The sequence below is a fragment of the Paenibacillus provencensis genome (genome assembly GCF_042678545.1).
GTDB lineage: Bacteria > Bacillota > Bacilli > Paenibacillales > Paenibacillaceae > Paenibacillus > Paenibacillus provencensis.
The window spans coordinates 377,535-400,679 of sequence record NZ_JBHTKX010000003.1 but is presented as its reverse complement, the minus strand read 5'-3'; the positions used below and the strand labels follow the sequence as shown (position 1 = coordinate 400,679).

Annotated in this window: 18 protein-coding genes, 1 rRNA gene and 1 riboswitch; of the genes, 5 read left to right on the top strand and 14 right to left on the bottom strand. The window is 46.1% G+C overall.

Going from position 1 to position 23,145, the window contains the following annotated elements:
• From ACFQ3J_RS20530 to bcp, 9 genes are all read right to left on the bottom strand, one after another.
• Positions 1–105, bottom strand: a 16S ribosomal RNA gene (locus ACFQ3J_RS20530); the annotation flags it as partial.
• A 642-nt stretch (positions 106–747) separates the two neighbouring features.
• Entirely contained in the window at positions 748–2,115 is a 1,368-nt protein-coding gene (locus ACFQ3J_RS20525; RefSeq protein ID WP_251583863.1) for an NCS2 family permease, read from the bottom strand.
• A 165-nt stretch (positions 2,116–2,280) separates the two neighbouring features.
• Positions 2,281–2,381, bottom strand: a riboswitch (purine riboswitch).
• 249 nt (positions 2,382–2,630) lie between these two features.
• Entirely contained in the window at positions 2,631–4,169 is a 1,539-nt protein-coding gene (gene guaA, locus ACFQ3J_RS20520) for a glutamine-hydrolyzing GMP synthase (RefSeq protein ID WP_091159756.1), read from the bottom strand.
• Between the two features lie 143 nt (positions 4,170–4,312).
• Positions 4,313–6,613, bottom strand: a complete 2,301-nt coding sequence (locus tag ACFQ3J_RS20515) for a transglutaminase-like domain-containing protein (RefSeq protein WP_251583862.1) — start codon at positions 6,611–6,613, stop codon at positions 4,313–4,315.
• Positions 6,614–6,641: 28 nt separating this feature from the next.
• Positions 6,642–7,856: a DUF58 domain-containing protein gene (locus tag ACFQ3J_RS20510; RefSeq protein WP_251583861.1), complete on the bottom strand. Its 1,215-nt coding sequence runs from the start codon at positions 7,854–7,856 to the stop codon at positions 6,642–6,644.
• A 6-nt stretch (positions 7,857–7,862) separates the two neighbouring features.
• The gene (locus ACFQ3J_RS20505; protein WP_251583860.1) at positions 7,863–8,834 is read right to left on the bottom strand and encodes an AAA family ATPase; all 972 of its coding nucleotides are present in this window, start codon (positions 8,832–8,834) and stop codon (positions 7,863–7,865) included.
• A 191-nt stretch (positions 8,835–9,025) separates the two neighbouring features.
• Positions 9,026–9,847, bottom strand: a complete 822-nt coding sequence (locus tag ACFQ3J_RS20500; RefSeq protein ID WP_091159750.1) for a TerC family protein — start codon at positions 9,845–9,847, stop codon at positions 9,026–9,028.
• A 343-nt stretch (positions 9,848–10,190) separates the two neighbouring features.
• The gene (locus tag ACFQ3J_RS20495) at positions 10,191–11,606 is read right to left on the bottom strand and encodes a polysaccharide deacetylase (RefSeq protein WP_251583859.1); all 1,416 of its coding nucleotides are present in this window, start codon (positions 11,604–11,606) and stop codon (positions 10,191–10,193) included.
• Positions 11,607–11,908: 302 nt separating this feature from the next.
• Entirely contained in the window at positions 11,909–12,382 is a 474-nt protein-coding gene (gene bcp / locus ACFQ3J_RS20490; protein ID WP_251583858.1) for a thioredoxin-dependent thiol peroxidase, read from the bottom strand.
• A gap of 165 nt (positions 12,383–12,547) precedes the next feature.
• Between bcp and ACFQ3J_RS20485 the strand changes: the two genes are divergently transcribed.
• From ACFQ3J_RS20485 to ACFQ3J_RS20465, 5 genes are all read left to right on the top strand, one after another.
• Positions 12,548–13,567 (top strand): LCP family protein, encoded by a 1,020-nt coding sequence (locus tag ACFQ3J_RS20485; RefSeq protein ID WP_251583857.1) that lies wholly within the window; start codon positions 12,548–12,550, stop codon positions 13,565–13,567.
• Positions 13,568–13,807: 240 nt separating this feature from the next.
• Positions 13,808–15,121 (top strand): glutamate-1-semialdehyde 2,1-aminomutase, encoded by a 1,314-nt coding sequence (locus ACFQ3J_RS20480; protein WP_091159745.1) that lies wholly within the window; start codon positions 13,808–13,810, stop codon positions 15,119–15,121.
• A gap of 176 nt (positions 15,122–15,297) precedes the next feature.
• Entirely contained in the window at positions 15,298–16,413 is a 1,116-nt protein-coding gene (locus ACFQ3J_RS20475) for a GerAB/ArcD/ProY family transporter (RefSeq protein ID WP_251583856.1), read from the top strand.
• On the top strand, positions 16,382–17,839 hold the full coding sequence (locus ACFQ3J_RS20470) for a spore germination protein (RefSeq protein WP_091159742.1): 1,458 nt from the start codon (positions 16,382–16,384) through the stop codon (positions 17,837–17,839). Before ACFQ3J_RS20475 ends, ACFQ3J_RS20470 begins: the two co-directional genes overlap by 32 nt.
• Positions 17,836–18,993, top strand: coding sequence for a Ger(x)C family spore germination protein (locus ACFQ3J_RS20465; protein ID WP_091159740.1), 1,158 nt, complete (start codon positions 17,836–17,838; stop codon positions 18,991–18,993). Before ACFQ3J_RS20470 ends, ACFQ3J_RS20465 begins: the two co-directional genes overlap by 4 nt.
• A 91-nt stretch (positions 18,994–19,084) precedes the next feature.
• Here the strand turns inward: ACFQ3J_RS20465 and ACFQ3J_RS20460 are convergent, their stop codons facing one another.
• The 5 genes from ACFQ3J_RS20460 to ACFQ3J_RS20440 form a co-directional block, all read right to left on the bottom strand.
• Positions 19,085–19,474, bottom strand: a complete 390-nt coding sequence (locus ACFQ3J_RS20460) for a sensory rhodopsin transducer (RefSeq protein ID WP_251583855.1) — start codon at positions 19,472–19,474, stop codon at positions 19,085–19,087.
• A gap of 28 nt (positions 19,475–19,502) precedes the next feature.
• Positions 19,503–20,618: a rhamnogalacturonan acetylesterase gene (locus ACFQ3J_RS20455; protein ID WP_379293753.1), complete on the bottom strand. Its 1,116-nt coding sequence runs from the start codon at positions 20,616–20,618 to the stop codon at positions 19,503–19,505.
• A 115-nt stretch (positions 20,619–20,733) separates the two neighbouring features.
• Entirely contained in the window at positions 20,734–21,177 is a 444-nt protein-coding gene (locus tag ACFQ3J_RS20450; RefSeq protein ID WP_091159737.1) for a helix-turn-helix domain-containing protein, read from the bottom strand.
• Positions 21,178–21,407: 230 nt separating this feature from the next.
• Complete coding sequence (locus ACFQ3J_RS20445) at positions 21,408–22,676, bottom strand: GDSL-type esterase/lipase family protein (protein WP_251583853.1); 1,269 nt, start codon at positions 22,674–22,676, stop codon at positions 21,408–21,410.
• A 162-nt stretch (positions 22,677–22,838) separates the two neighbouring features.
• On the bottom strand, positions 22,839–23,090 hold the full coding sequence (locus ACFQ3J_RS20440) for a hypothetical protein (protein WP_251583852.1): 252 nt from the start codon (positions 23,088–23,090) through the stop codon (positions 22,839–22,841).
• Between the last annotated feature and the right edge of the window lie 55 nt (positions 23,091–23,145).

The window sequence follows — 23,145 nt, the reverse complement described above, 5'->3', positions numbered from 1 at the left end:
CCGCTAAGTCTCAGAGAAGCAAGCTCCTCATCGACTCCGCTCGACTTGCATGTATTAGGCACGCCGCCAGCGTTCGTCCTGAGCCAGGATCAAACTCTCCAATAAAGATGTTGTCTAGCAACATCAACCCGTTAAGATTCGGTCCATCTCGTAAGAGCGGATGAATCTTAACGAATATTGAAAAGAGCGATAAGCTCATTTAGAAAAACTGACGAGAACATTATGTTCTCTTTATTTTGCTCCATCATTCATACGGTCTTGCGACGCGTACCGAATGATCTCGCTAAGCATTTTCAAAGAAAATGCTGCTCACTCGTTGTTCAGTTTTCAAAGATCAACTTCGTTGCTTTTCAACTCTCGTCGTCAGCAACTTTTATATCATATCATGTCCGGTTTCGAAATGCAAGCTTTTTTAAAAAGTTTTTCAACTTCTGATCGAAGCTTACTTGCTGTGTTCTTGTTTGAACGGCTTATTTCTTGGCCGGAATTAGAATATACCATGCTCATAAAAATTATGCAACACTTTTTTTAAAAAAAATATATAAAACTTTCTCTACTCCATCAAACGTTTATGAACTTGATAATTATCTATATATAATGAACCAAAAATCCATTGTTCTCTCACAGATCAGTCACTATCAAGACCGCAGTATAAAATAAAGAGAACCCTATTCATCATGAACAGGATTCTCTCTACATTCAACATATTCGTAATACAGCACTCTGCTATATCTTCTATAATATATGTTACTCCGCACCTATAAAGATATATCTAATCAATACAATGATAAACAACACCCACATTAACCAATGAATCTTCACTTTGCGGCTTGTTGCAATGTTAGAGAACGCTGCGAGTACTACATAAGAAATAATACCAAGCGATATACCGTTAGCAATACTATTCGTCAGCGGCATCATAACGATTGTCAAGAACGCCGGGAACGCATGAAGGAAATCATCCCAGTCTATGTTGCGGACTTGACTCATCATCAGAACCCCTACAATAATAAGCGCCGGAGATGTCGCTGCAGAAGGCACGATCAGCGCTAGTGGAGCAATGAACAATGCCAGCAGGAACATAATCCCTGTTGTTACCGCCGTCAGTCCTGTACGTCCACCCGCTTCTACCCCAGAAGAACTCTCTACATAAGAAGTAATTGTACTTGTACCAATAACCGCACCAGCACTTACGCCGACAGCATCAACGAGCATCGCTTTGCCGACAACTTTCTCGCCTTTTTCTTTATTCTTGAACAGTCCCATGCGTGTCGTAGTTCCAACCAAAGTGCCGAAGGTATCGAACAATTCGACAAATGTAAATACAAAGATAATTTCAAAGAGTCCAACCTGGAGTGCCGCTCCCAAATCCAGTTGGCCAAATGTCAAATCGTCAAAGCTAGGAAGCCAGCTTGCGGAGGACAATCCGCTTACATCCGTTACCCCCATCGGGATACCGATCAGTGTGGTTGCAACGATACCGATGAGCATTGCACCCTTCACTTTGATAACCATCAGTACTGCAATAATCAATAGTCCGATCAGTGTCAAAATAACGTCAGCATGTGTCAGGTTACCAAAAGCTAGATTAAAGCTGCCGCCTGGAACAGGACCTGCAATGTCAGTACCCGGATTCACATTCGCTACTACGATATTAGCCATTTTAAGACCGATCACAGCGACAAACAAGCCAATCCCGACGGTTATTGCCATCTTAATACTTTCCGGTACAGCCACGAGCAGCATCTGACGAACTTTCGTTACCGTAAGTAAGATAAAAATCAAACCTGAAATAAATACCGCACCGAGCGCAGCCTGCCAAGTAATCGCGCCACCCGAGCTAAGTACGACCGTCATGAAATATGCATTAAGACCCATCCCGGGAGCGAGCGCAATCGGAACGTTTACTACAAGCCCCATCAATATGGTTATAAGACCTGCACCTACCGCTGTGGCAAAGAATACGCCGTTAGCCGGCATCCCGGCTCCGTCTGGTCCAAGAAATACATTGTTGACCACCAAAATATAAGCCATGGTCATGAATGTGGTTAAACCTGCAATAACTTCTGTTCTGACATTTGTCCCGTGATCCCTTAATTTAAAGAACCGCTCCATAATCCGAATATTCCTCCTTAGAGATAAGTCGGTTACCTTAAAACGACAAAAAGCCCGCAAAGATGTCTGATCTTCATGGGCTTACGCTAAAAAGAGACACTAAAGCAATCAAAAAGCAGCTTACACATGATTCCGATCATTGGACAGTGTTAGCACCTTCTGAAATTGCACTTCTCTTCTTTTCGTAGCCAGATCATTATGGTGATCTCGTAGAGACTCCCGGGCCAAATCCCCGAGATTATACGAAAAAGCATGTGTTTATTGGTTTTCCTTGTCTCATTCTAGGAGGGATATGTAAAATTGTCAATATAAAAATACGAATAATACAAAGTTTAAATACTACCAATGTTCGGCAATTTCACAAACATGAAAATTAACAGAAAAGAATGACATGAATTTTCATGTTTTTTCTAAAAAAGGAAAATGAAGAGCCTTCGACACGATGCCGAAAACTCTTCTCATTATATACCGAGTTGTCTGACCCTACTCGATAATTCTATTCGAATTCGATAATCCTATTCCCACTCGATTGTAGCAGGCGGTTTGCTCGTCACATCGTAAACGATACGGTTTACGTTATCTACTTCGTTGACAATACGGACAGAGATTTTCTCAAGCACATCCCAAGGGATACGCGCCCAGTCCGCCGTCATACCGTCGATGGACGTTACCGCACGTATGCCTACAGTATATGAATACGTACGAGCATCCCCCATTACACCAACACTCTTCATGTTTGGAAGTGCAGTGAAATACTGCCAGATCTCACGATCAAGACCTGCTTTGGCAATCTCCTCACGCAGGATGTAATCCGAATCACGAACGATCTTCAGCTTCTCTTCTGTGACTTCACCAAGCACACGAATTGCAAGACCTGGACCAGGGAAAGGCTGACGATGAACAATTTCATCCGGCAATCCGCACTCAGATCCCACGATACGCACTTCATCCTTGAATAGAGCATTAAGCGGTTCGATCAGCTTAAATCTCATATCCTCAGGCAGTCCGCCTACATTATGGTGAGATTTAATGGTTTGTGCTGTAGCTGTACCGCTCTCTACGATATCTGTATAGAGCGTACCTTGTGCCAAGAAATCAAAATCATCGAACTTGCTGGACTCTTCATCAAATACATAAATGAACTCATTACCGATGATTTTACGTTTTTTCTCAGGATCATCAACGCCTTCAAGCTTGGACATAAAGCGATCACGTGCATCTATCTTAACGACTTTCATATCAAACTTGCCGACAAAGGTCTCCATAACGCTCTCTGCTTCACCTTTGCGCAGTAATCCGTGGTCAATAAACATACAAGTCAGCTGATCACCGATCGCTTTGTGAAGCAGGATCGCTACAACAGAAGAATCAACACCGCCGCTTAGCGCGCACAGTACCTTCTTGTCGCCAACCGTTTCACGAATATCACGAATCTTGTCCTCGATGAATGTTTCCATGCTCCAGTTGCCTTCACAGCCGCACACTTCATACAAGAAGTTACGAATCATATCGTTACCGTTCACAGAATGACGTACTTCTGGGTGGAACTGAACCGCAAACAAGTTGCGTTCTGGATGACTCATCGCCGCGATTGGCGCACTTTCCGTACCTGCGTCAAGACGGAAGCCGGAAGGCAATGTAACCACGTGGTCACCATGACTCATCCACACGGTTTGGTTCGCTTCAAGCCCTTTTGCAAGATGGGAGCCTTCATTAAACAGCACATCCGCTTTACCGTATTCACGCTTATGGGCACGCTCTACTTTACCTTCAAGCTGATGCGCCATGAGCTGCATACCGTAACAAATACCGAAGATCGGCAATCCCAGTTCATAAATAGCTGGATCTACATGTGGTGCATTTTCTGCGTAAACACTGGACGGTCCACCAGAGAAGACAATCCCTTTAGGTGCAATTTCACGAATCTTCTCAACAGGCGTGTTATATGGAAGCAGTTCGCTGTATACTCCGAGATCACGAATTCTTCTCGCAATTAGTTGGTTGTATTGTCCCCCGAAATCAAGAACAACAACAATTTCATTTGGCTTTATCATTACCGAGCCTCCCTCAATTAATGAGATTAATTATACTGAACGACAAAACCTAACGTCAAGGATAGCTCGTCCTCTTCATCATTAAGAAATAATGTAAATCAAAAAGTCACCACATCCAAAATGTATATATCGTGAACAGTTTATTATCTAAGTGACTTCGAAATCCGCAGACACCGCTTCATAAATGCTAAGCTGGCTACCCGAGAGAACGGCTCTGATGCATAAACCAGAGCCTCCCAATCTGCAGCGAACTGCCGTACCTCATCGTGTACGGGAGTACCGCCCAGAGGCAAGGCTGCGGTGTATTCACGCAGCGTAACCCCCTGCTCGCGCACACCATATTGCTGCGCGATTCGATCCCAGACCGGTGCTCCCACACGCAGGAGGCGCTCACGGTCTGGGAAGGCACGGCTGCGCGGCCAGATCAACCGCAGCCTGAGCCTTATCGCGGGGCTGTAGCTTCGCCCCGCATGCACCGCTGCCGCAAGCAACAGTGCGCAGGCAGCTGCCACAGACAGCGTCAACGGGTGCATAATGGCCGTTAATCGGCTTTTTAAAGCTCTGCTAAACTCGTGCACCATGCTCATTACATCTTGTGCCTCTGATTGCACAGCTTCGTTAGATTCGGTGGATCCCGCAGCTCCAAGCTCTTCTAAGCCATATCCGGGAGTTGCCTCAAATGGAATCCACCCTACACTCGGAAAATACACCTCTGCCCAAGCATGAGCATCACCATGAGTCACCGTATACTTGTTTAATTGCTGATCACTGCGTTGCCCCGGGCCAAAACCCTGCACATACCTCGCTGGAATTCCCTGACTGCGAAGCAGCACAACCATTGAAGTCGAGAAATGATTGCAATAACCCTTTTTCGTTGTAAACAAAAAATCATCTACGAAATCCTTGCCAGCCTGGGGTACTCTAGTATCCAGACTGTAGGAGTAATTCGATCTCAAATAGGATGCTACCTTACTTACAGCATCATATCTATTCGTTGTTCCGGCTGTAATATGGGCTCCGAGCTCTCTAATCCGGTTTGGCAGAGTCTCCGGCAGCTGCAGATTCGTGCGTTTAATCTCTGCAGGATCGGCACCCGAAACTTTACGGAGGCTGCTTAGATCGTCGACAGGAACCAAAACATCTGTACTGTAGCTGGTCACAAACTTGTAGCCGTCTGACTGCATATCATCAAATCTTAAATTACCTGAGGCAAAATCACTCACTATATACGGAAACTGCTGGTTACCTTTATTTTGTCCAGCGTAATCTTTCTCATTCTGTGGAAAGTCGACACTCTCAGATTGTTGGAGGGTTATACGAACAGGCACTCCACCTGTAAAAATGTCTGTGCCACCCTGAGCTGGTGTCTGCAGCTCGACCGTTTGTTGGATCAGGCGAAAATAGGGATTCTCCTCAATCTCATCCTCCCGGATACGGCCAGTCGTGCTGATGTAATGTTTGAATTCCTCATCATTATATTCACCCTCCCAGCTTCGTCCATCATAGATTGAGCGGGACTGCCCTCTCCAGTAAGTCGCCACAGGACTGTATGCCGTAAAAAACACTTCATTGTTGGAAACAAGAGGCGCGCCCATGTCACTACCTCCATTGTCATACCCCGTCCTAGCCAAGGCGGATTCAGATGGTGATGATTGCAGTCCATCCGCCCAATCGATAAGACGTTCCCTTGCATCAGCCAGAACATTTGGATCAGGGGATTTGGCAGGAAGAACCGAAGACAGGGCAGCCGCACCTCCAACCAGAAGCGCAGATCCCATAGCAATTCCTATCCACATCAGATGGCGATTCTTGTCCTTGCCACGAATCGAGAAGCTCATACTGTTAAGCTTCGGAAGCTGCATGAGTGTTTGTAAAAATAAAAAACAGCTGATAATTCGAATCATTGCGTCTGTCTTACTTTCACCATTTATCAATTCAACACCGAAGACATACAAAGATGTCACCACACCAAATAACAGGACGGTTCTTAGCTGGATGACCAGTATTTGTACAGCACTCACAAACAAGGACCAGCCCAGCATAACCAATATCGTCTTCGTCTCATCACTTATAAGCCAGAAGCCGTCATTATTTAACCAAATTGATATATCCTGCTTGAGAATCAACGGATATTGAAGCATCCAGTCTACACCTGATACCTCCTTCACCATCCACCACAAGCCTATGAATGAAATGACAAACCGGATCAAAAGGGAGCTGCCGAGTGACAAGTTCCATGTACCGATCAGCAGCAAGAGAAGGGTCAGCACAATCAGAATAACGGAGGTCGGGCTCCTTAGATCCCCACTTATCCCTCCCGGCCTTAGCCATTCTAGAAACATAATAAATAAGGCAATTGAGGCCACTGCGCGGAAATACCAAGGTTCCTGATAAGCTGTTGCCGTACCCACTTCTTTCTGATCAAGACTTTTCTGATTGTACATGTAGTCATTCCTCCTCCCTTATGTCCTACTACACGGCACCGGTCCTTGAATTCATCCGATCATCGCCGTTTCCGATCACTTCATATAAATTAACCTGTATATGCTGTCTGCTGTAATGCTCACAGATCGCTTTATTCAATTCCGTTGACCTGCCAGTAATCATATAGATTTGGGAGCCTTGGGCAAGATTGCCATAAAAAGAAGGGGTAGAGAGCCTGCTTCCCCTCTCCTGAGACTCAAGCTCCCTTCCTCGATCATTCCATGTCCCTGCCGGTTCAAGAGCTGCCAAATAATCCAATTGTTCAAAGTCTTTCGCTTGTCCGACAAGGGTGGTAGGTAAAGCGGTCCATTGTAGCTCGGATTTATTGTTGCCCTCAGCCCTATCCAAATTAAAAACGGTCAAATGAGCACCCCTCCCCTTCTCATATGAAGAACGGAGAAGATCCGCACAGGTAGAAACAGCTTTCTCATAGGCATCCCATGAAAACTGACTACCGCCTTCTGCCCGTTTACACACATAGGCATTGATATTATTATCCAGCAGGAGATAGACCTGCCCGCCGCTCTGTTCCTCTGGAACCCGGACCTGCAGCTTCCCGCTGCGAGCCGTGCTCTTCCAATGGATATGACGGAGCGGATCTCCTTGGACATACTCTCTGACTTCTGTCCCTAATAAGATCTGATGATAGCTTGAGTGGGAATCCTGACCTTCCCAGGTTCTCGTCAAACCAGAACGTACATGACCCGAGCCTGACTGGAGTGATGGATGAACAATCAATGTACAGGGTGCCTCAATCAGACAGCTGCCTGTAAACCAACCGAACACATCTCCCCAGATCACCTTGCAGGTGTCAAACGCATACACTCCTCTATGCACCGCACGAATCGTATAGTTGTATTGATAGATGCGTGATCGTCCCGTAAAAATCAGCTGTTTATGTTCAAGCTGAGAATAAGATGCGGCCTCTTCAATTCTCAGCCAGCGGAGTAACAAAGGTACATCCGCCTCAAGGTAAATACGTACGGTCACTTTATCTCCAGCTGTTACTCTTTCCGCTTCCAATGTCCGCATGATTCGTATATTCCGCGGCTTCAGCCCGAGAATGATTAATCCATAACAAGCTATTGCTGTACAGCAAATCAAGAGAAACAGTAATGTGCCTCCACCTTGGATATGGTAAGCAAGCGACAAGCCAGCTAGCAGCATCACCATGAACAACCAGTTACGACAAGTCCTCCACATATTTCATCAGCCTCTTGCCCGCGCAGGCTGCTGAATTGGGATCGGAGTATCCTGTAGCAAGGAACGAACGATGGAGTCTGAATGATGATTGCGGGATAGCTCTCCACGACTCCGAATACGGTGAGATAGTACGGGAACAGCGACTTCCTTAACGTCATCGGGAATTACATACATTCGACCGTTCATGTAAGCCGCTGCTTGTGCAGCACACATCCAGGCAATGCTTCCTCTTGGACTAATGCCGAGTATGAGCTCTGGATGTATTCTCGAGTTTGCTGCAGTTTGAGCGATGTATTCCTTGATAATCGGATCGACAAAAACAGCCGATGCTTCCCTTTGCATTCTGACAAGCTCTTCTGCCAGCATAACCGGTCTGATTAATGAATCTCCCACTCCTCCCTGTCGGTTCATCATTTCCACTTCCTCATTCACCGTGGGATAACCCAAGCTCAGCTTCATCATGAAGCGGTCCAGCTGCGCCTCCGGAAGACGAAACGTTCCTTCGAATTGCAAAGGATTCTGTGTAGCCATAAGCAGGAAGGGCTTAGGCAGCGCATAGGTAGATCCGTCCACTGGTACACTTTTCTCTTCCATAGCTTCAAGCAGAGCTGATTGAGTTCTTGGTGCAGCCCGATTAATCTCATCACCAAGCACAATATTCGCCATAATGGGTCCTGATTTATATTCAAAGTCTCCTGTGTTCGGCTTGAACACCGATGTGCCTGTAATATCAGAAGGCATCACATCTGAAGTGAATTGAATTCTTCCAAAGCTCGCGCCGAGACATGAGGCGATCGTCTTAATGAGCCTAGTCTTGCCTGTTCCGGGCACATCCTCCAGCAAAATATGGCCTCCCGATAACATCGCGATCAAGATCAAACGAATTACCTCTTTCTTGCCGACCATAACCGTCTCAACTCGCTGCACCACTCTTTCAAGCAAACTTGCAGCATAATCGCTAGATTTTGAGAATTCCATTAACTATCCCCCTCCTTATTTGACGCAGAATAACGTCAGTTTCTCCCTTGTTTTACTTCTATTATTTCCAATCCATAAATGATATAGACACTAGAACGGCTAAAGTCCTTATAAATACAAAAAAAAGACCCAGAGTTCATATTGAACTCCGGATCTTTATCCATACTTCAAGCCATTAGTTTCTTACGATATTAATTAGATGTGTCTTTACCCGGCTGTACTTCCTCGACTTCCTTGGTTGCAACATCCTCGTCGGCAACTTCTCTCTTCGAAGAAGCGAACCATCCAATGACAGCGATCAACACAAGTACAATGTAGAAGCTTGCTTTCCATACAGCATTATGCGGGAAGTGCTCATCAATTAAACCTACATCAGGGTGAGCCAATGTGATTACAGCGAGCTTAACCCCTACCCAACCTACGATAACAAAAGCCGCAAGTTCGAGTCCAGGACGCTTCTGAAGCAATTTAACGAAGAAGGTTGCCGCGAAACGCATAATGACAAGACCGATAAATCCGCCTAAGAAGATAACGATGAACTGTCCGCCGTCCAGGCCGCCGATCTCCCGAATTCCACTTGGAGGCAGCGCAACAGCAAGTGCTACCGCTGCAAGAATGGAGTCAACTGCAAAAGCGATATCAGCAACTTCCACTTTGAGTACGGTCATCCAGAAGCCGGACTGCTTCTTCGCCTTCTCTGGCTTAGGCTTCGCATCCTCTGTCTGCCTCTTGCCAACAAAATGCTTGACCACATGATTTATGGAAATATACAAGAGGTAAAGGGCTCCGAGGGCCTGTACCTGCCACACGTCCACCAAGAATGAAATGATGAACAGCGATGCCAAACGAAATACGAACGCACCAAGCAAACCGTAGAACAACGCCTTTTTACGCTGATCCTCAGGCAGGTGCTTAACCATGATTGCGAGAACCAGGGCATTATCTGCCGCAAGTAATCCCTCTAGAGCAACGAGCACAAGCAGTACCCATGCATACTCTAACAACAGCTCCATGAAACATCCTCCTAGTAATAAAAATAAATTACAAAAAAACCTTCACCGGCTGGTAAAGGTCTCACAAAAAAGAGACCTCTACCACAGTCTTGTGGTAAAGGTCTCGCTAACAACGAATGGTTGCCAACAAAGCCGGGGACTATTCCCGAACTGACGACTTTGCTGTACAGCTACTCCCCTTTAATCACGTTCCTGCTTAACTGATATGATGATCAGCTAAACCGTGATATAAACATATTAAAATCAGAGCTTGAAGTCAAGCATTTTTTGACAATGCATGAATTCCAAGTCCTATCAACGGTTCGCTGTATTTGTATGCTTAAAATTGGAAATGATCTACTATTTACATAGCATAGACGACAACTTCGCCTGTTCTATGAGTCAGGGATTTCACCTCAAAATTGGCAGCATTTAGTAAGGTTCTTAATGGAAGCCACGTGACTCCGTTTTCCATATAAATATCAGCCTCTGCCGCGTATCCTTCTGCTGATGCAGTGACAAGCTGGTCATCAGGTCTTACCGTAATTGCATTTTGTCCAAACACGAGCTCGGCACTGCGCTCTGCTGCATTCCACTTCACTGAGCCTCCGAATTTTTCGATCACATCTCTTAGAGGTACAATATACTGTCCATTCTGAAGCCGGTATTCACCGTAATTCAGTTCAGCCATCTGTTTGCCTGCCTCAATGACAAGCGATGGTCCTTCCTCGAAGAGTTCAGCGTTAGGAGCGATAACATTATTTATCCATTTGCTGCTAGGCTGAAACCTTTTCTTCGTCGATTCTTCATTCTTAACACGGAACTGGACCGGCTTCTTCGCAGGATCGAGTACCGCAAAATGATACTGGTGTTTCTGATAGTATTCAATAATTTCCGGCAAGGCTTTAACGGTCTCAGCATGGTTTCCGCCGTCATGCAGCAGAATGACCAGATCCTTATCTGTGCTAACCTCTGTTGCCTGCTGGGCGATTTCTGCAGCCGGGACTCCGCTGCGCTTCGAATCACCGCTGTCCACATTCCAATCCACAACGGAATAACCCGCTTGCTTCATCAGATCAAAATAGTTCTGGTCAAAATGCCCAAACGTACCTCCAGGTGCACGAACCAGCTGCGGTCTGCTGCCGGTAATAAGTCTAATTGCTTCTTCCGTTGTCTTAATCTGTGACCAAAAGTCGGGAAAATTATCATAAAGTTCATCGTAATCGTGATTATACGTATGATTGCCAATTGCGTGCCCCTCTTCATGCATCCGATAGACGAGTTCAGGATAAGTCTCTACATATTTCCCGAGCACAAAAAAAGTAGCTGGCACCTCGTAACTCTCCAAAATATCGAGTACTTCACTGGTGTGCTTCCCTGGGCCGTCATCAAAAGTTAGATAAACTGTTTTTTTACTAGTTTGAAGATCGGACTTCGCCGGTGTTTCTGCTGATGCTTCATTAAGCCGACTTTTAGATTCTTTCGCTACGCTCACTTGTGTTACATTTGCTTCCTGTTTGGTTGCTGCCAGCACTGCCGCCTCTGCAGGCTCCAGCTGGTTGATGCGGGTGTGAGCTGTATGAGTCCGTTGTGTGACTACCGCTTTTGAGGCATTTTCCATATTGCTATCCTTAGCAATTGATGAACGATCATCTACATTGCTTTCGCTTTCCACAGACGAATTGGCCGAGCTAATGATTTGGGAGGGAACTATGTACGTTGTTATTGCCAGCACAAACAAGACAACCATACCTGCTAAAATACTCATTTTCGCTTTCATTCTCATTGCCCCCATCTTTTATATTCAATAAGTAGATTTTGAGATTCACAATGCTATCTTATGAAAAGGGCAACTAAAAAAGACTATAAAATTTCAAATTGCTAGATTCATATCCTGGATTAAGGAGACTGCTATATTTCACTCAGCCTTCAAAATAAAATATGGAGCGGATTCATAAAGTTCGTTTTGGGTTATTTCCTTATAAATCAATGCCTCATCCCTGACTAATTGGGTATGTTCTCAATAAAAAAAGCCGATCCTTGTTGGACCGGCGGCAGTATATAATACTTCATAGCTAACGACTACTTCTCCATATTTGACTCGATAAAAGCAAGCGCGTCATCAATATGGCCCTTCACTCTAACCTTGCGCCACTCTTTCACTAATATTCCTTCTTCATCAATTAAAAAAGTGGAGCGAACGATGCCCATATACTCTTTGCCGTACATCTTTTTGAGCTGCCAGACGCCATACAATTCGGATACCTGGTGGTCCTCGTCTGACAATAATGTGAATGGAAGCTCATACTTAGCAATAAATTTATCGTGCCTGCTCGCAGGATCGGTACTTACCCCTAAGATTACCGTATTCAGTGTGCTGAACGATTCATGAGCATCTCGAAACTGGCATGCTTCATCCGTACAGGAAGCGGTCATATCCTTTGGATAAAAGTAGAGCACAACGCGTTTGCCAAGGTAGTCAGACAACCGCACCTTCTGTCCTCCACTTCCTTCAAGCACAAAATCAGGCGCTTTTGCGCCAATAGTTAGTTCCATGTTACAGCAGTCCCTTCTTCTATAGGTTAACTAATCCGTACAGGCAGAATTGATTTGTATCCTTAAAAGAACTTATAATGTACAAGATATCATATGTATATTAATGTAAATCAACGCCTTCTTGACCTTTATATAATTCATGTGACTGTGAAAGGAAGAGCTCAGATGACCAAGAAGACCAAACGAATACTGTGGACAGCCGTTACCGTTGTGATCCTTGCTGTCCTACTGCCTGCAGCTTATTATTTTACTTCGGTTGTAAATGAACTTCAAGATTTGCAGAAAGAAGGCGAGGAGTCCCCTTTCTATAATGTAGAGAAGATAGATCAGGAGAAGACACCTGAGCCTCCAAAGTGGGAAGGTGAAGAACCTGTGAACATACTGCTCATGGGCGTTGACGCCAGAGGCATGGAGGAAGGCGAAATTCCGAGATCAGATACGATGATGGTTGCATCCCTCAACCCGGTTACCAAGAAAATTTCACTGTTCTCTCTCCTTCGTGATACATACACAATAATTCCCGGCTATGGCAGCGATCGCATCAATACTGCGATTACACACGGACCTAATGTAGCGATGCAGGCGGCAAGCGACCTGCTTGGCATACCTGTTCAATATTACGTATATACAGACTTCCAAGGCTTTATTGCGCTGGTCGATGCGATTGGCGGCATTGAATTCGAAGTCGAAAAAGATATGCACTATGTCAGCAAGGCTGATAATCATGAATATGATATTGATCTTAAGCAAGGCCTGCAGCATCTGGATGGTGAAAAGGCATTAATGTATGTCCGATTCCGGCATGATGCCATGTCTGATTTCTCAAGAACTGAACGGCAGCGCGAGCTGATTGGCGCCATTGCCGATAAAATGCAGACAACAACGTCAATAGCCAAGCTGCCAACCATTTTAAATGAAGTGAATCCATACATCGATACGAATCTCACCTTAAACGACATGTGGAAGCTGGCTTCTCTTGGATATCAGAGCAATTTTCAGGGTAGTGAGCAGATTCCACCGATGAGCCTGCTTGTTGAAGAAAAAATTGGAGGGGCCGCTATTCTGAGCGTAAGAGATTCAGAAGAATTAAAAACCTATGTTCAGGAGATTGTTAATCCGACGGAAACTGAAAAGGTCAAGGATACATCGACCATCGACAAATCAGCCAGTGGTGAAAGCCAGTAGGCTGCGGTAATAGAAACAGCAGCAAGAAACACGAATGGTAGCAGACAGAGACAGAAGTCAACAGCACCCGTGGAAGAAGGCAGCGACTTAGCCGTAGCATTCAATCCTGCTGACCTCCCTGCCATTACAAATCGCAAAGTGCTATACTATAATGGATGCAAGCAAGGGCAGCGTAAGCTGCCCTTTTGAGTTGTCTGCCTAAGGGGTTACATCTAATAGAATACAGAAAGGATGAAACAAATGAATCGTACACAATCAGAGCATCATTACGCTGAGGCTCTTGAGCATATTGTTGGAGGCGTCAACAGCCCTTCACGTTCTTTTAAAGCAGTTGGAGGCGGTGCGCCTGTATTTATGAAGCGCGGAGAAGGAGCTTACTTCTATGATGTCGATGACAACCGCTACATAGACTACTTGGCAGCCTACGGTCCGATTATTACGGGACATGCCCATCCACATATTACGAAAGCTATTACGGATGCAGCAGTGAACGGAACATTATACGGTACGCCAACCACACTTGAGATCAAGCTTGCCAAAATGCTGAAGGAAGCCATCCCTTCTATGGATAAAGTACGCTTCGTCAACTCCGGTACGGAGGCAGTCATGACGACGATTCGGGTTGCCCGTGCCTATACGAAGCGTAACAAGATCATCAAGTTTGCCGGCAATTATCATGGCCACTCGGATCTGGTGCTCGTCGCTGCCGGCTCTGGACCTGCGACACTCGGAATTCCGGACAGTGCCGGCATTCCTGCCAGCATTGCTCAAGAAGTCATCACTGTGCCTTATAACGATCTTGGCGGTCTGGAAGAAGCACTTCAGACATGGGGCCATGATGTTGCTGCTGTAATGGTTGAGCCGATTGTCGGTAACTTCGGTATGGTGATGCCTAAGCCCGGATTTCTAGAAGGGCTGGTGAAGCTTGCCCACGAGCATGGCGCGCTTGTTATTTACGATGAGGTTATTACTGCTTTTCGATTCCACTACGGTTCGACGCAAACCTATGCGGGTCTATATAACCATGATTTGATCAAACCGGACTTGACCGCTCTCGGAAAAATTATCGGAGGAGGACTCCCTATCGGAGCTTACGGCGGTTCGAAGGAAATTATGGAGCAGGTTGCCCCGCTCGGTCCCGCCTATCAGGCTGGAACCATGGCAGGCAATCCAGCATCGATCTCCGCAGGAATTGCTTGTCTCGAGGTGCTGAGTCAAGATGGCGTCTATGAGGAAATGGAGCGCTTGACGATCAAATTGACAGATGGAATCAAAGCGGCTGCTGATCGAAACGGCATTCCGCTTACGATTAACCGGATTCGCGGCTCGTTCTCTACTCATTTCTGCGATCATCCCGTTACGAATTATGAAGAGGCTCAGGATACGGATGGAGAAGCTTTTGCAGCATTCTTCCGCCATATGCTGAACCGCGGTGTCCATCTGGCTCCTTCCAAGTATGAAGCATGGTTTCTAACAACTGCGCACACAGAAGCAGATATTGATGCAACCATCGAAGCAGCCGAACAATCCTTTAAGGCAATGGCTGACGCCTAAACTATATAGCTATTATAGAAGCTGCGGCTTTCAGGGAACGATACTTCTGAAAGCCGCAGCTTTTTTACATACGCCATTTTTTCTTTATGAATGAAGTGTATACAGCTGGGCACCTTAAGTAAGTCTCTCGAGTTATATTCAAGGCAATCGTATCCAAACAAGAAAGAGGCTGTTTAATGTATCCAGTGAAACCTTCCTTTCTACAAGCGGCCATGCTGATTATGCTGTCTGTGGGTTTAAGCAATCATGTGTTTATTATTCCTGTTCTGCTGCAGGTGGCAGGACGGGATTCATGGCTATCTGTTCTGGTCTCTTCCCTGCCCATTACCCTGTTTATCCTGGTCGTATTTCTCATATCCAAGCAGCTGAAAACGAATACTCTGGCCGAATGGATCTCAAATAATCTGGGAAAGGCGGGAGGGTTTCTGTTCAAGCTGGTCAGCTCGGTATATTTTCTGCAGGTCAGCTACTTTACCTTCTATGACACGGCCATGTGGGCAAAGTCATCGTATTTGATGGAGTCCCCCATGTTTGTAATTGGATTGATTCTGGCGTTCCTTTCTGTATTTACAGCCTGCTTGGGAATGCGTACTCTAGCCTTTGCTTCTGGTATTTTGCTGCCTCTGGTCGTCATTTTCGGATTCTACGTGGCTACCGTTAACATGCAGTACAAAGACTATAATCGACTTCTGCCCTTATTCGAGCATGGCTATACTCCAATGTTTACAGGAGTATTTTATTGTCTGGCAGGGTGGTTTGAAATTGCGCTAATCCTGTTCATCCAGCCCTATCTCGCGAGTAAATTCAAGCTCTGGCAGCTGCTACTTCTCTTATTTATTATGATTGGGCTGACAGCCGGCCCGCTGACTGGAGCTATTACAGAGTTTGGTCCGAATGAGGCAGAACACATGCGATACCCAGCTTTCGAGGAATGGCGAATTGCCTCACTTGGGAAATACATAACTCAGACCGACTTTTTCTCCATTTATCAGTGGCTTGCTGGATCCTTCACCCGAATTAGTCTAGCCATGTATATTGCCATTGTGGTTTGGGACATTAAGAAGAAACGCAACCTGATCTTCATTATCTTGGGAGTCTTGATGAGTATAAGTTTGATTTATCCCATGAACGACTCACTTTTTCAGAACCTGCTCATTACCTTGATTTTCCCAGTCAATTTTGCTTACTTCAGCTTTTTAATCATTATTGCTCTCATGGCCATTCTCATCGGGAAGCTTAGGAAAAAAAGGAGGGGGAACAATGCAGCCGTACGAGGAAACAGCTCATCTTGACTTCGACAAGCTGAACACCTTGTTCCAGAACTGTGCCGACGTGGTCGTTCGCCAATTCACAGATATGTCCACGCCAATTACTCTGGTATACTGTGACGGACTAACAGATCAGAAAACGATTAACGAAATTGTATTGCCACGGCTCATCTCCGTGGATTTATCGGACAACTCCAGCCTCTCATCCAAGCTGGCTTTGACCTTGAATGAACTAGCCCTTCCTGTTGATCCAATTCAAATGGAAGAACCTATATTCAGTGGACAACTGCTGATCTTAACTGGAGAAGACGATCATTCTCGTCTATACACATTAGACATCTCCAGTATACCGGGCAGAATGCCGGAGGAGTCTGCCCTTGAATCGGCGGTGAAAGGGGCACGGGATGGATTTACCGAGGAGCTTTCCGTAAATGTGGGATTAATCCGGAAGCGGCTCCGTACCAAATCCTTCTGCTATGAGCAATTTGTTTTCGGCGAACGCTCCCACACCAAGATTGCTCTGTTCTACGTAGAAGATGTGATCAACCCCGAAATCTTAAAGACCATTCAGCAAAGGCTGAATCAGATTGATGTGGACGGACTCGTCGGATCCTCTATTATTGAACGAACCATAATGGGCAGCATCCCATCCATTCTGCCGCTGACGGATATGACCCAGCGTCCTGATTATGTTGTCACGTCACTTCTTAACGGCCGTTTTGCCGTCATGATGGAAGGCTCCCCTGTCGCGAATATCGCACCGACAACACTATTTAACCAGATCCATTCGCCAGAAGATGCTAGCACCCCTTTTTTTATGGTCGCTATGGAACGGCTGCTTCGAATCTTCGGTCTGGTGGTGGCTTCTCTCTTCCCTGGTTTCTATATTGGTTTGACATCCTTTAATTTGGAACAGATTCCGCTGCCGCTGCTCGCCACGGTCGCCGGTACGCGGGTGGGACTACCACTCCCCGCGCCACTCGAAGCATTTATGATGATCGCCATGTTCGAATTATTCAACGAAGCAGGCAGAAGACTTCCCCGTGCACTGGGTCAAACCGTTACTGTCGTGGGTGGACTGATCATCGGAGATGCTGCCATTCGCGCTGGAGTTACTTCTCCAACCATTATTGTCGCTGTCGCTATCTCTGTCATCTCTTCCTATATGCTGGTCAACACGGTCCTTAGTTCCGTAACTTCACTGATTCGGCTGTTCGTGCTGGCGTTTGCTTCTTTTCTAGGGATGTATGGCTTCTTTATTGCAGCTTTCATTCTTGTCATTCATCTGGCCTCACTTGAAAGCTACGGCGTTCGCTACTTGTCTCCCGTCACACCGTTAAAGCTCGGAGATGCGATACAAACCGTTCTCATGAAGCCAAGCTACGGGCGCAAGAAACGACCTGAATCACTGCAAACTCAGGATAATACGCGTAACGGTAACGGCTCATGAAACTGAAAATGAGAATGAGGATACTACTGCTATGTTTTCTTCTCTCTCATATGCTTCTCCTTAGCGGATGCTGGAGTTCGAAGGAAGTTCAAAGCATCAACTTCATTACCACGCTGGGTGTCGATTATCGGGACAAGCAATTCATTGCTTACGCCCAGATTGTAGATTTTGCCAATATTGCGAAGCAGGAGGGACCTAACCAGAGAAATGAAGGAACGATATGGGTAGGTGAAGGAAAAGGGAAGACGCTGATGCTGGCAATCTATGATTTGTACCGCACTGCACAGCAGAAAACACTATGGACGCATGTAAAAGCCATCGTTCTATCAGAAAGTGTAATGAACGAGAAGCTGGAGGAAACGCTCAATGTCCTTCTTAACTCCGGTGAATTACGTTATACGCCATGGATGTATGGTACAAACGAAGACCTCCAAACACTGCTGACTGCCTCCTCCTTGCTGAACCAATCGGTTCAGAGCATCGAATTGTTCGAGCCTATTGCACTATATCGTCAGAGCTCGGAATACGAGCCGATCCGTATTCATTCTATGCTGGATGGTTTTCGTGAGCCTGCTTCCACGGTACTGATCCCTTCAGTTGCCACAGATATGGAGACCTGGAAGCAAGAGAGCAACAAGAAGGCACGGATGATTTACTTCAATGGCATCTATCTGATCTCCAAGAAGAAGAATATCGGGAAAGTCTCTGGACAGGAAGCCGATGGAGCCAGGTATGTCAGCTACCGCAAAATGCAGCAGTATCCCCTGGATCTTCAGCCTGAAACTAACAACTCTCAGGTAATGCTCATTCGCAATGCGAAGTCCAGTCTCTCAGTCGCATCAAGAGATCAGCATACCGTTACCTTCAATATTTCCGTCGATGCTGAAGCGAGTGTCCTCGAGGACAAGCAGCTCGCACCGGACGCTCAGCTGCAAAAGGATGTACAGCGTCGGATTGCAGAAAAAATCCGGTACACTTTCGAACAGACCAAGGCCAAGCAAATGGATATATACAGCTTGGAAGAGCATCTATATCGAAAGCATCTTGACTTGTGGAAGAAATTATCTAAGGATAAAGAGCACCCAGTCGCCAATTATGAGCTTGGGGAAGTGAAGGTGCATGTCCATTTGCTGAATACCACCACCTACAAGTAAATTGGATATAAGAAGAGGAATGACTAGTGATCTGTCATTCCTCTTCTTAATTTTATACAGGTCTCCATCAAGTGAAAATGGATGGGGAAATTTAGACCGGATAAGCCATCACACTCATTAATGCCAACTCCGGCTGTGTCGAATCCAGCCTGCTGTACTGCACAATGATCGGAACATCACTGTGAACCGTAATTGCATAAGGGACACCGGAAGGAATCTTCTGTCCTTCTGACTCAAGTCCCGCGGTTCGAACATGGCGAGTTCTTCTTGCAGGGATGACAGCCTCTATCCCCTCCAGCGGCTCCCTGTCTTCGAAATAAATGGTCATAACCAGATGGGCGTCCTCACTGCCGGTATTCAGAACACAGATACTTTCGTGACTCTCAAGGCTGCCGCTGCTGTCAGGCGGGATGTAGCCATCTGGTATCATCCACATAGTACGGCCAAGCGGCTCATATCCCTTTGCCTCTGATGGACTCATTGTCTTTATATCCCCTTTCTACTCTGCTTCAAGAAAGATAGGTATTACGAAGATACATTTGAAGCGGCTGTAATTGAAGTTCAGAAATGGCAGCTGCTACCTCTTTGGCCAGCCGCGTGGCTCCGCGGACAGAGAAATGGGTGTTGTCCTCAACTCCTGCCGGGTGATTCATGTATTCACCGGGATACGCCCATAAAAAATCATGCTTGCTTCCTTCCATGCCTGCTGCTTCAAACAGCTCTCTGCTTCGTGCCGCAAGGTCGATCATCGAAACGCCTTCCTCCGCAGCAAGCTCCTTAACCGCTGTAATATAGTCGCCATGCGTGTCAATCAGGCTTCCATCCTCATTAAAATATCTTCGGTGCACGGGTGTAACAAGAATCGGGTGAGCTTCATGGCGCCTTGCCGTATCTATGTATTGCTTCAGATACTCTTTAAAGGTTGTAAACGGCTGTGTCCCCCGCTGCGCATCCGACTTCTCGTCATTGTGACCGAACTGAATTAATAGGTAATCCCCAGGCTTGATACGTTGCTCAATCACTGCAAGTCTTCCCTCATCAATAAAGCTCTTAGTGCTGCGACCGGAATGCGCGTGATTGTCCACAACCACATCGTGCTTGAAGCAGGCAGGGAGCATCTGTCCCCAGCCAGAGTATGGGTAGCCTGCTGCAGGCTGGTCGCATACCGTTGAGTCTCCGGCGATAAATACCGTCAGTGTTTGATCGGCAGGCATAATCTCCATCGCATTAATCCGCGGCGCAGCTCCCGAGAAGGAGAGTCGTAATGAATCTCCTTCCCTTACATGAACGGTGCATTTCTCCTCGATCCATTGTCCTGGCGGCGTTTCAATCTCCGGGAGAATCAGCCTTCCTTCTCCTGCCTTTATAATCGTCCTCGTCTCTGCCAACTCATCGCCGATAATCAAATGAATTCGGTAACTCCCTGCAGGGACATCCAGACGAAATACAGTGTTCAGCGGAATGCAGAAGCTGTCCTGCAAACGCTTCCTGACTGAACCAGAGCCTCCCCAGTTTACAGCAACGCTCTGTTGATTGTCCGGAACTATTCGCTCTTCTGCACGGTCTCTTCCATATATTGTGCCGACGGATTCAAACCCATATCCCAGCTCCTCATCGTATATCATGCCAGGACGGATTCCAATGTAATCGTTTGCAGTATTGCCGGGACCAAAGTCAAATTTGAAATGGGACAATGTGCTTGTGCTCAAAGAGTTCATCCTCCTTACATTCTACAAAACATCATCTTGCCCTTCTCTTGTAATGAGACGGTGTCATCCCTGTCCATCTCTTAAATACCTGGCTGAAGTAACCTGAATTTCCACCAAAACCAAACCATTCCGCCAATTCAAAAATTTTGACATCCTCATCTTCCTGCTGGATATAGCTGCAGGCTTGTCGTATCCGGTATTGATTTAAATATTGGGAGAAATTAAGCCCTGTATCCTTCTTGAACATTTTACCTAAATAATCCGGATTCATGTACAGCATATGTCTTGCTACCGTATTCAGGGATAAATCGGCATCGGCATAGTGGTTATGCACGAGTTCCAGCATGGAGGTGACAATCGCGGACTGTTTGACGCTGTCCTTCTCCTCTCTGAAGACACGAAGTCTGATTACAGGTGCGGACCTTTTGCTGCCGGACTCACGAGCACGGCTAACAACATGCTCCAAATTATTCATGCATTTGCACGCCTCCTTTATAGAAGCCTGACCTCTGTACGCCGGTAAATCGGAACAAAATCTGTGATACAGAAATAAAAACCATTAAATCTTCTGTGTTTTTCTGTAGAAGTCTTTGTTGTTGATTATATTACATTTCAATAATTATTGTACAGTAAAAAAAGCTGCTCTTAATAGAGCAGCTTCAGTCAGCCGTGACTAGGTGTGAACAGCTGCCATCGACTTAATAATTATGGATTGATAAAGACAGTCTTCAGCTTGGCATTGTACTGCACATCATAACCCAGTCCTTCTGCGATAAGGGCAAGAGGAACATAAGTCTTCGCTTCCTTGCCTACTTGATGAAGGAAAGGAGCATTCTTGACAGGGATCAGCTGACCATTTACAAGTACGTTCGGTTTATTAATCTGTATCTGAACACGATTTGCATTATACGTAATCAGCGTCGCCTTCGCTTCATGAATCCACTGTGATTTTGCGCCTACGGCACTTACAATATCCTGAATCGCCACATAGTTCTGATTGTTTCGCAGCACCGGCTTATACGGAGTATCCAGCAGCTTGCCGCTGACGATGATGTTCATCGGCTCCCCGGTCTCTGCCGCCTTTAATTTGACGTATTGCCCCCATATGGATTCTGCAAACACCTTGGCAATCGCTTCATAGCCGAGCTGATTTGGATGAAAATCCCGGCTGCCGATCATATGGGTCATCGTCCCCTCGCCTCCGGCGAACGCCTGGGCGATATGTGCGACCTTGATAGGAACGCCTTGAGTGCTGAGTTCAGCAGCCAGCGCATCCACTGTGCGGGTAAACTCAGCGCTTGCTTCCATCAGCTTGGCATAGAGACCTGCATTGCCCACCTTGGGGACCGGCTGATACTGGTCTGCCAGTACAATCATGGCATTACTGTTCATTGCGTGAAGCTGCTGAACAGCGGCCGTCACCTCTAAAGTATATTTTGCAAGCATCTCCTCAACTCTTTGATTCAAGTCTGAATCATTCATTCCGTCGGCTGTCACAAGCAGCTCAGATACATCATTGCCGCCGATCGTGATTGTAATGACATCTGCCTCAGTCACATCCTGTTTAATCTGACGGATGCTGACCATATAAGAAGCCACACGAGCATCTGGAAGTCCTGGCTGTATTTCCTCAGGGGTCACTGTCTCCTCGTTAAATATCGCTTGTGCAAACTCCTTCAATCCATTGCTTTTTAATCCGCCGATTCCGTAGTTTGTTACCACCGTCCGCTCATGCAATAGACCTTGTTCAAGCAAACGCTCGACGTAGCCGTAAGGAGCCGTAGAGTAATCCTCCATTCCCGGTTCATAACCTACCGTTATCGAGTCTCCGAGTGCAACAATCTTAAACGGCTCTTTGCTAGTCACTTCCTGCGCATACACCGCCGTATGCCAGGCGTACAAGAAGAGGCCCCCTGCAAATAGTAAGACAAATCCTTGCTTAATCCTTCTTCTGAAGCTTGCTATTTTCATCATAAGTAACAATATCCCCCTCTCTCATGCCATGTTCCTTATTTTACCACCAAGCGTATTGAGGGAGATACTACTATTTCCGAACTTTACACGAAAAAAAGAGCCCCGATATCGGGGCATCTCTGCAGTATTAATCAATGAATAGGGGGCAATGTGATTCTATCTTTATTCCTCGTCGGAACCCTTCTCGGATAAACCCGCCTTCTTCATATAAGCATCATACCGATGATCTACTTCCTTCGCTATACGGCGAAACTTCTTCGTTTCTTCTACAATCGGATCGAGCTGCGTCTGAATGCGGATTTCGTGCTTCGGAGACATGTTCTGCCGCTCTCTTTCCTTGCGGTCTCCAAATTCAGGCTCTCCTTCAGTCAGCATTTCGCTAAGCTGGCGTTCCAGTTCACTTGAATCCTTCACGGTCCATCACTCCTTTGTTTTTGCATACATTATTCCACCGCAGAGGAGGTTGTTA

Bases quoted from the DNA above. Each gene is read 5' to 3' on its own strand.
- ACFQ3J_RS20470 (WP_091159742.1), top strand. From the start codon at position 16,382: ATGCAGCCGTACGAGGAAACAGCTCATCTTGACTTCGACAAGCTGAAC.
- ACFQ3J_RS20475 (WP_251583856.1), top strand. From the start codon at position 15,298: ATGTATCCAGTGAAACCTTCCTTTCTACAAGCGGCCATGCTGATTATG.
- ACFQ3J_RS20465 (WP_091159740.1), top strand. From the start codon at position 17,836: ATGAAACTGAAAATGAGAATGAGGATACTACTGCTATGTTTTCTTCTC.
- bcp (WP_251583858.1), bottom strand. From the start codon at position 12,382: ATGGAACTAACTATTGGCGCAAAAGCGCCTGATTTTGTGCTTGAAGGA.
- ACFQ3J_RS20525 (WP_251583863.1), bottom strand. From the start codon at position 2,115: ATGGAGCGGTTCTTTAAATTAAGGGATCACGGGACAAATGTCAGAACA.
- ACFQ3J_RS20455 (WP_379293753.1), bottom strand. From the start codon at position 20,618: ATGATATACGATGAGGAGCTGGGATATGGGTTTGAATCCGTCGGCACA.
- ACFQ3J_RS20445 (WP_251583853.1), bottom strand. From the start codon at position 22,676: ATGATGAAAATAGCAAGCTTCAGAAGAAGGATTAAGCAAGGATTTGTC.
- ACFQ3J_RS20460 (WP_251583855.1), bottom strand. From the start codon at position 19,474: ATGAGTCCATCAGAGGCAAAGGGATATGAGCCGCTTGGCCGTACTATG.
- ACFQ3J_RS20515 (WP_251583862.1), bottom strand. From the start codon at position 6,613: ATGTACAATCAGAAAAGTCTTGATCAGAAAGAAGTGGGTACGGCAACA.
- ACFQ3J_RS20505 (WP_251583860.1), bottom strand. From the start codon at position 8,834: ATGGAATTCTCAAAATCTAGCGATTATGCTGCAAGTTTGCTTGAAAGA.
- ACFQ3J_RS20500 (WP_091159750.1), bottom strand. From the start codon at position 9,847: ATGGAGCTGTTGTTAGAGTATGCATGGGTACTGCTTGTGCTCGTTGCT.
- ACFQ3J_RS20485 (WP_251583857.1), top strand. From the start codon at position 12,548: ATGACCAAGAAGACCAAACGAATACTGTGGACAGCCGTTACCGTTGTG.
- ACFQ3J_RS20495 (WP_251583859.1), bottom strand. From the start codon at position 11,606: ATGAAAGCGAAAATGAGTATTTTAGCAGGTATGGTTGTCTTGTTTGTG.
- ACFQ3J_RS20450 (WP_091159737.1), bottom strand. From the start codon at position 21,177: ATGAATAATTTGGAGCATGTTGTTAGCCGTGCTCGTGAGTCCGGCAGC.
- guaA (WP_091159756.1), bottom strand. From the start codon at position 4,169: ATGATAAAGCCAAATGAAATTGTTGTTGTTCTTGATTTCGGGGGACAA.
- ACFQ3J_RS20510 (WP_251583861.1), bottom strand. From the start codon at position 7,856: ATGTGGAGGACTTGTCGTAACTGGTTGTTCATGGTGATGCTGCTAGCT.
- ACFQ3J_RS20480 (WP_091159745.1), top strand. From the start codon at position 13,808: ATGAATCGTACACAATCAGAGCATCATTACGCTGAGGCTCTTGAGCAT.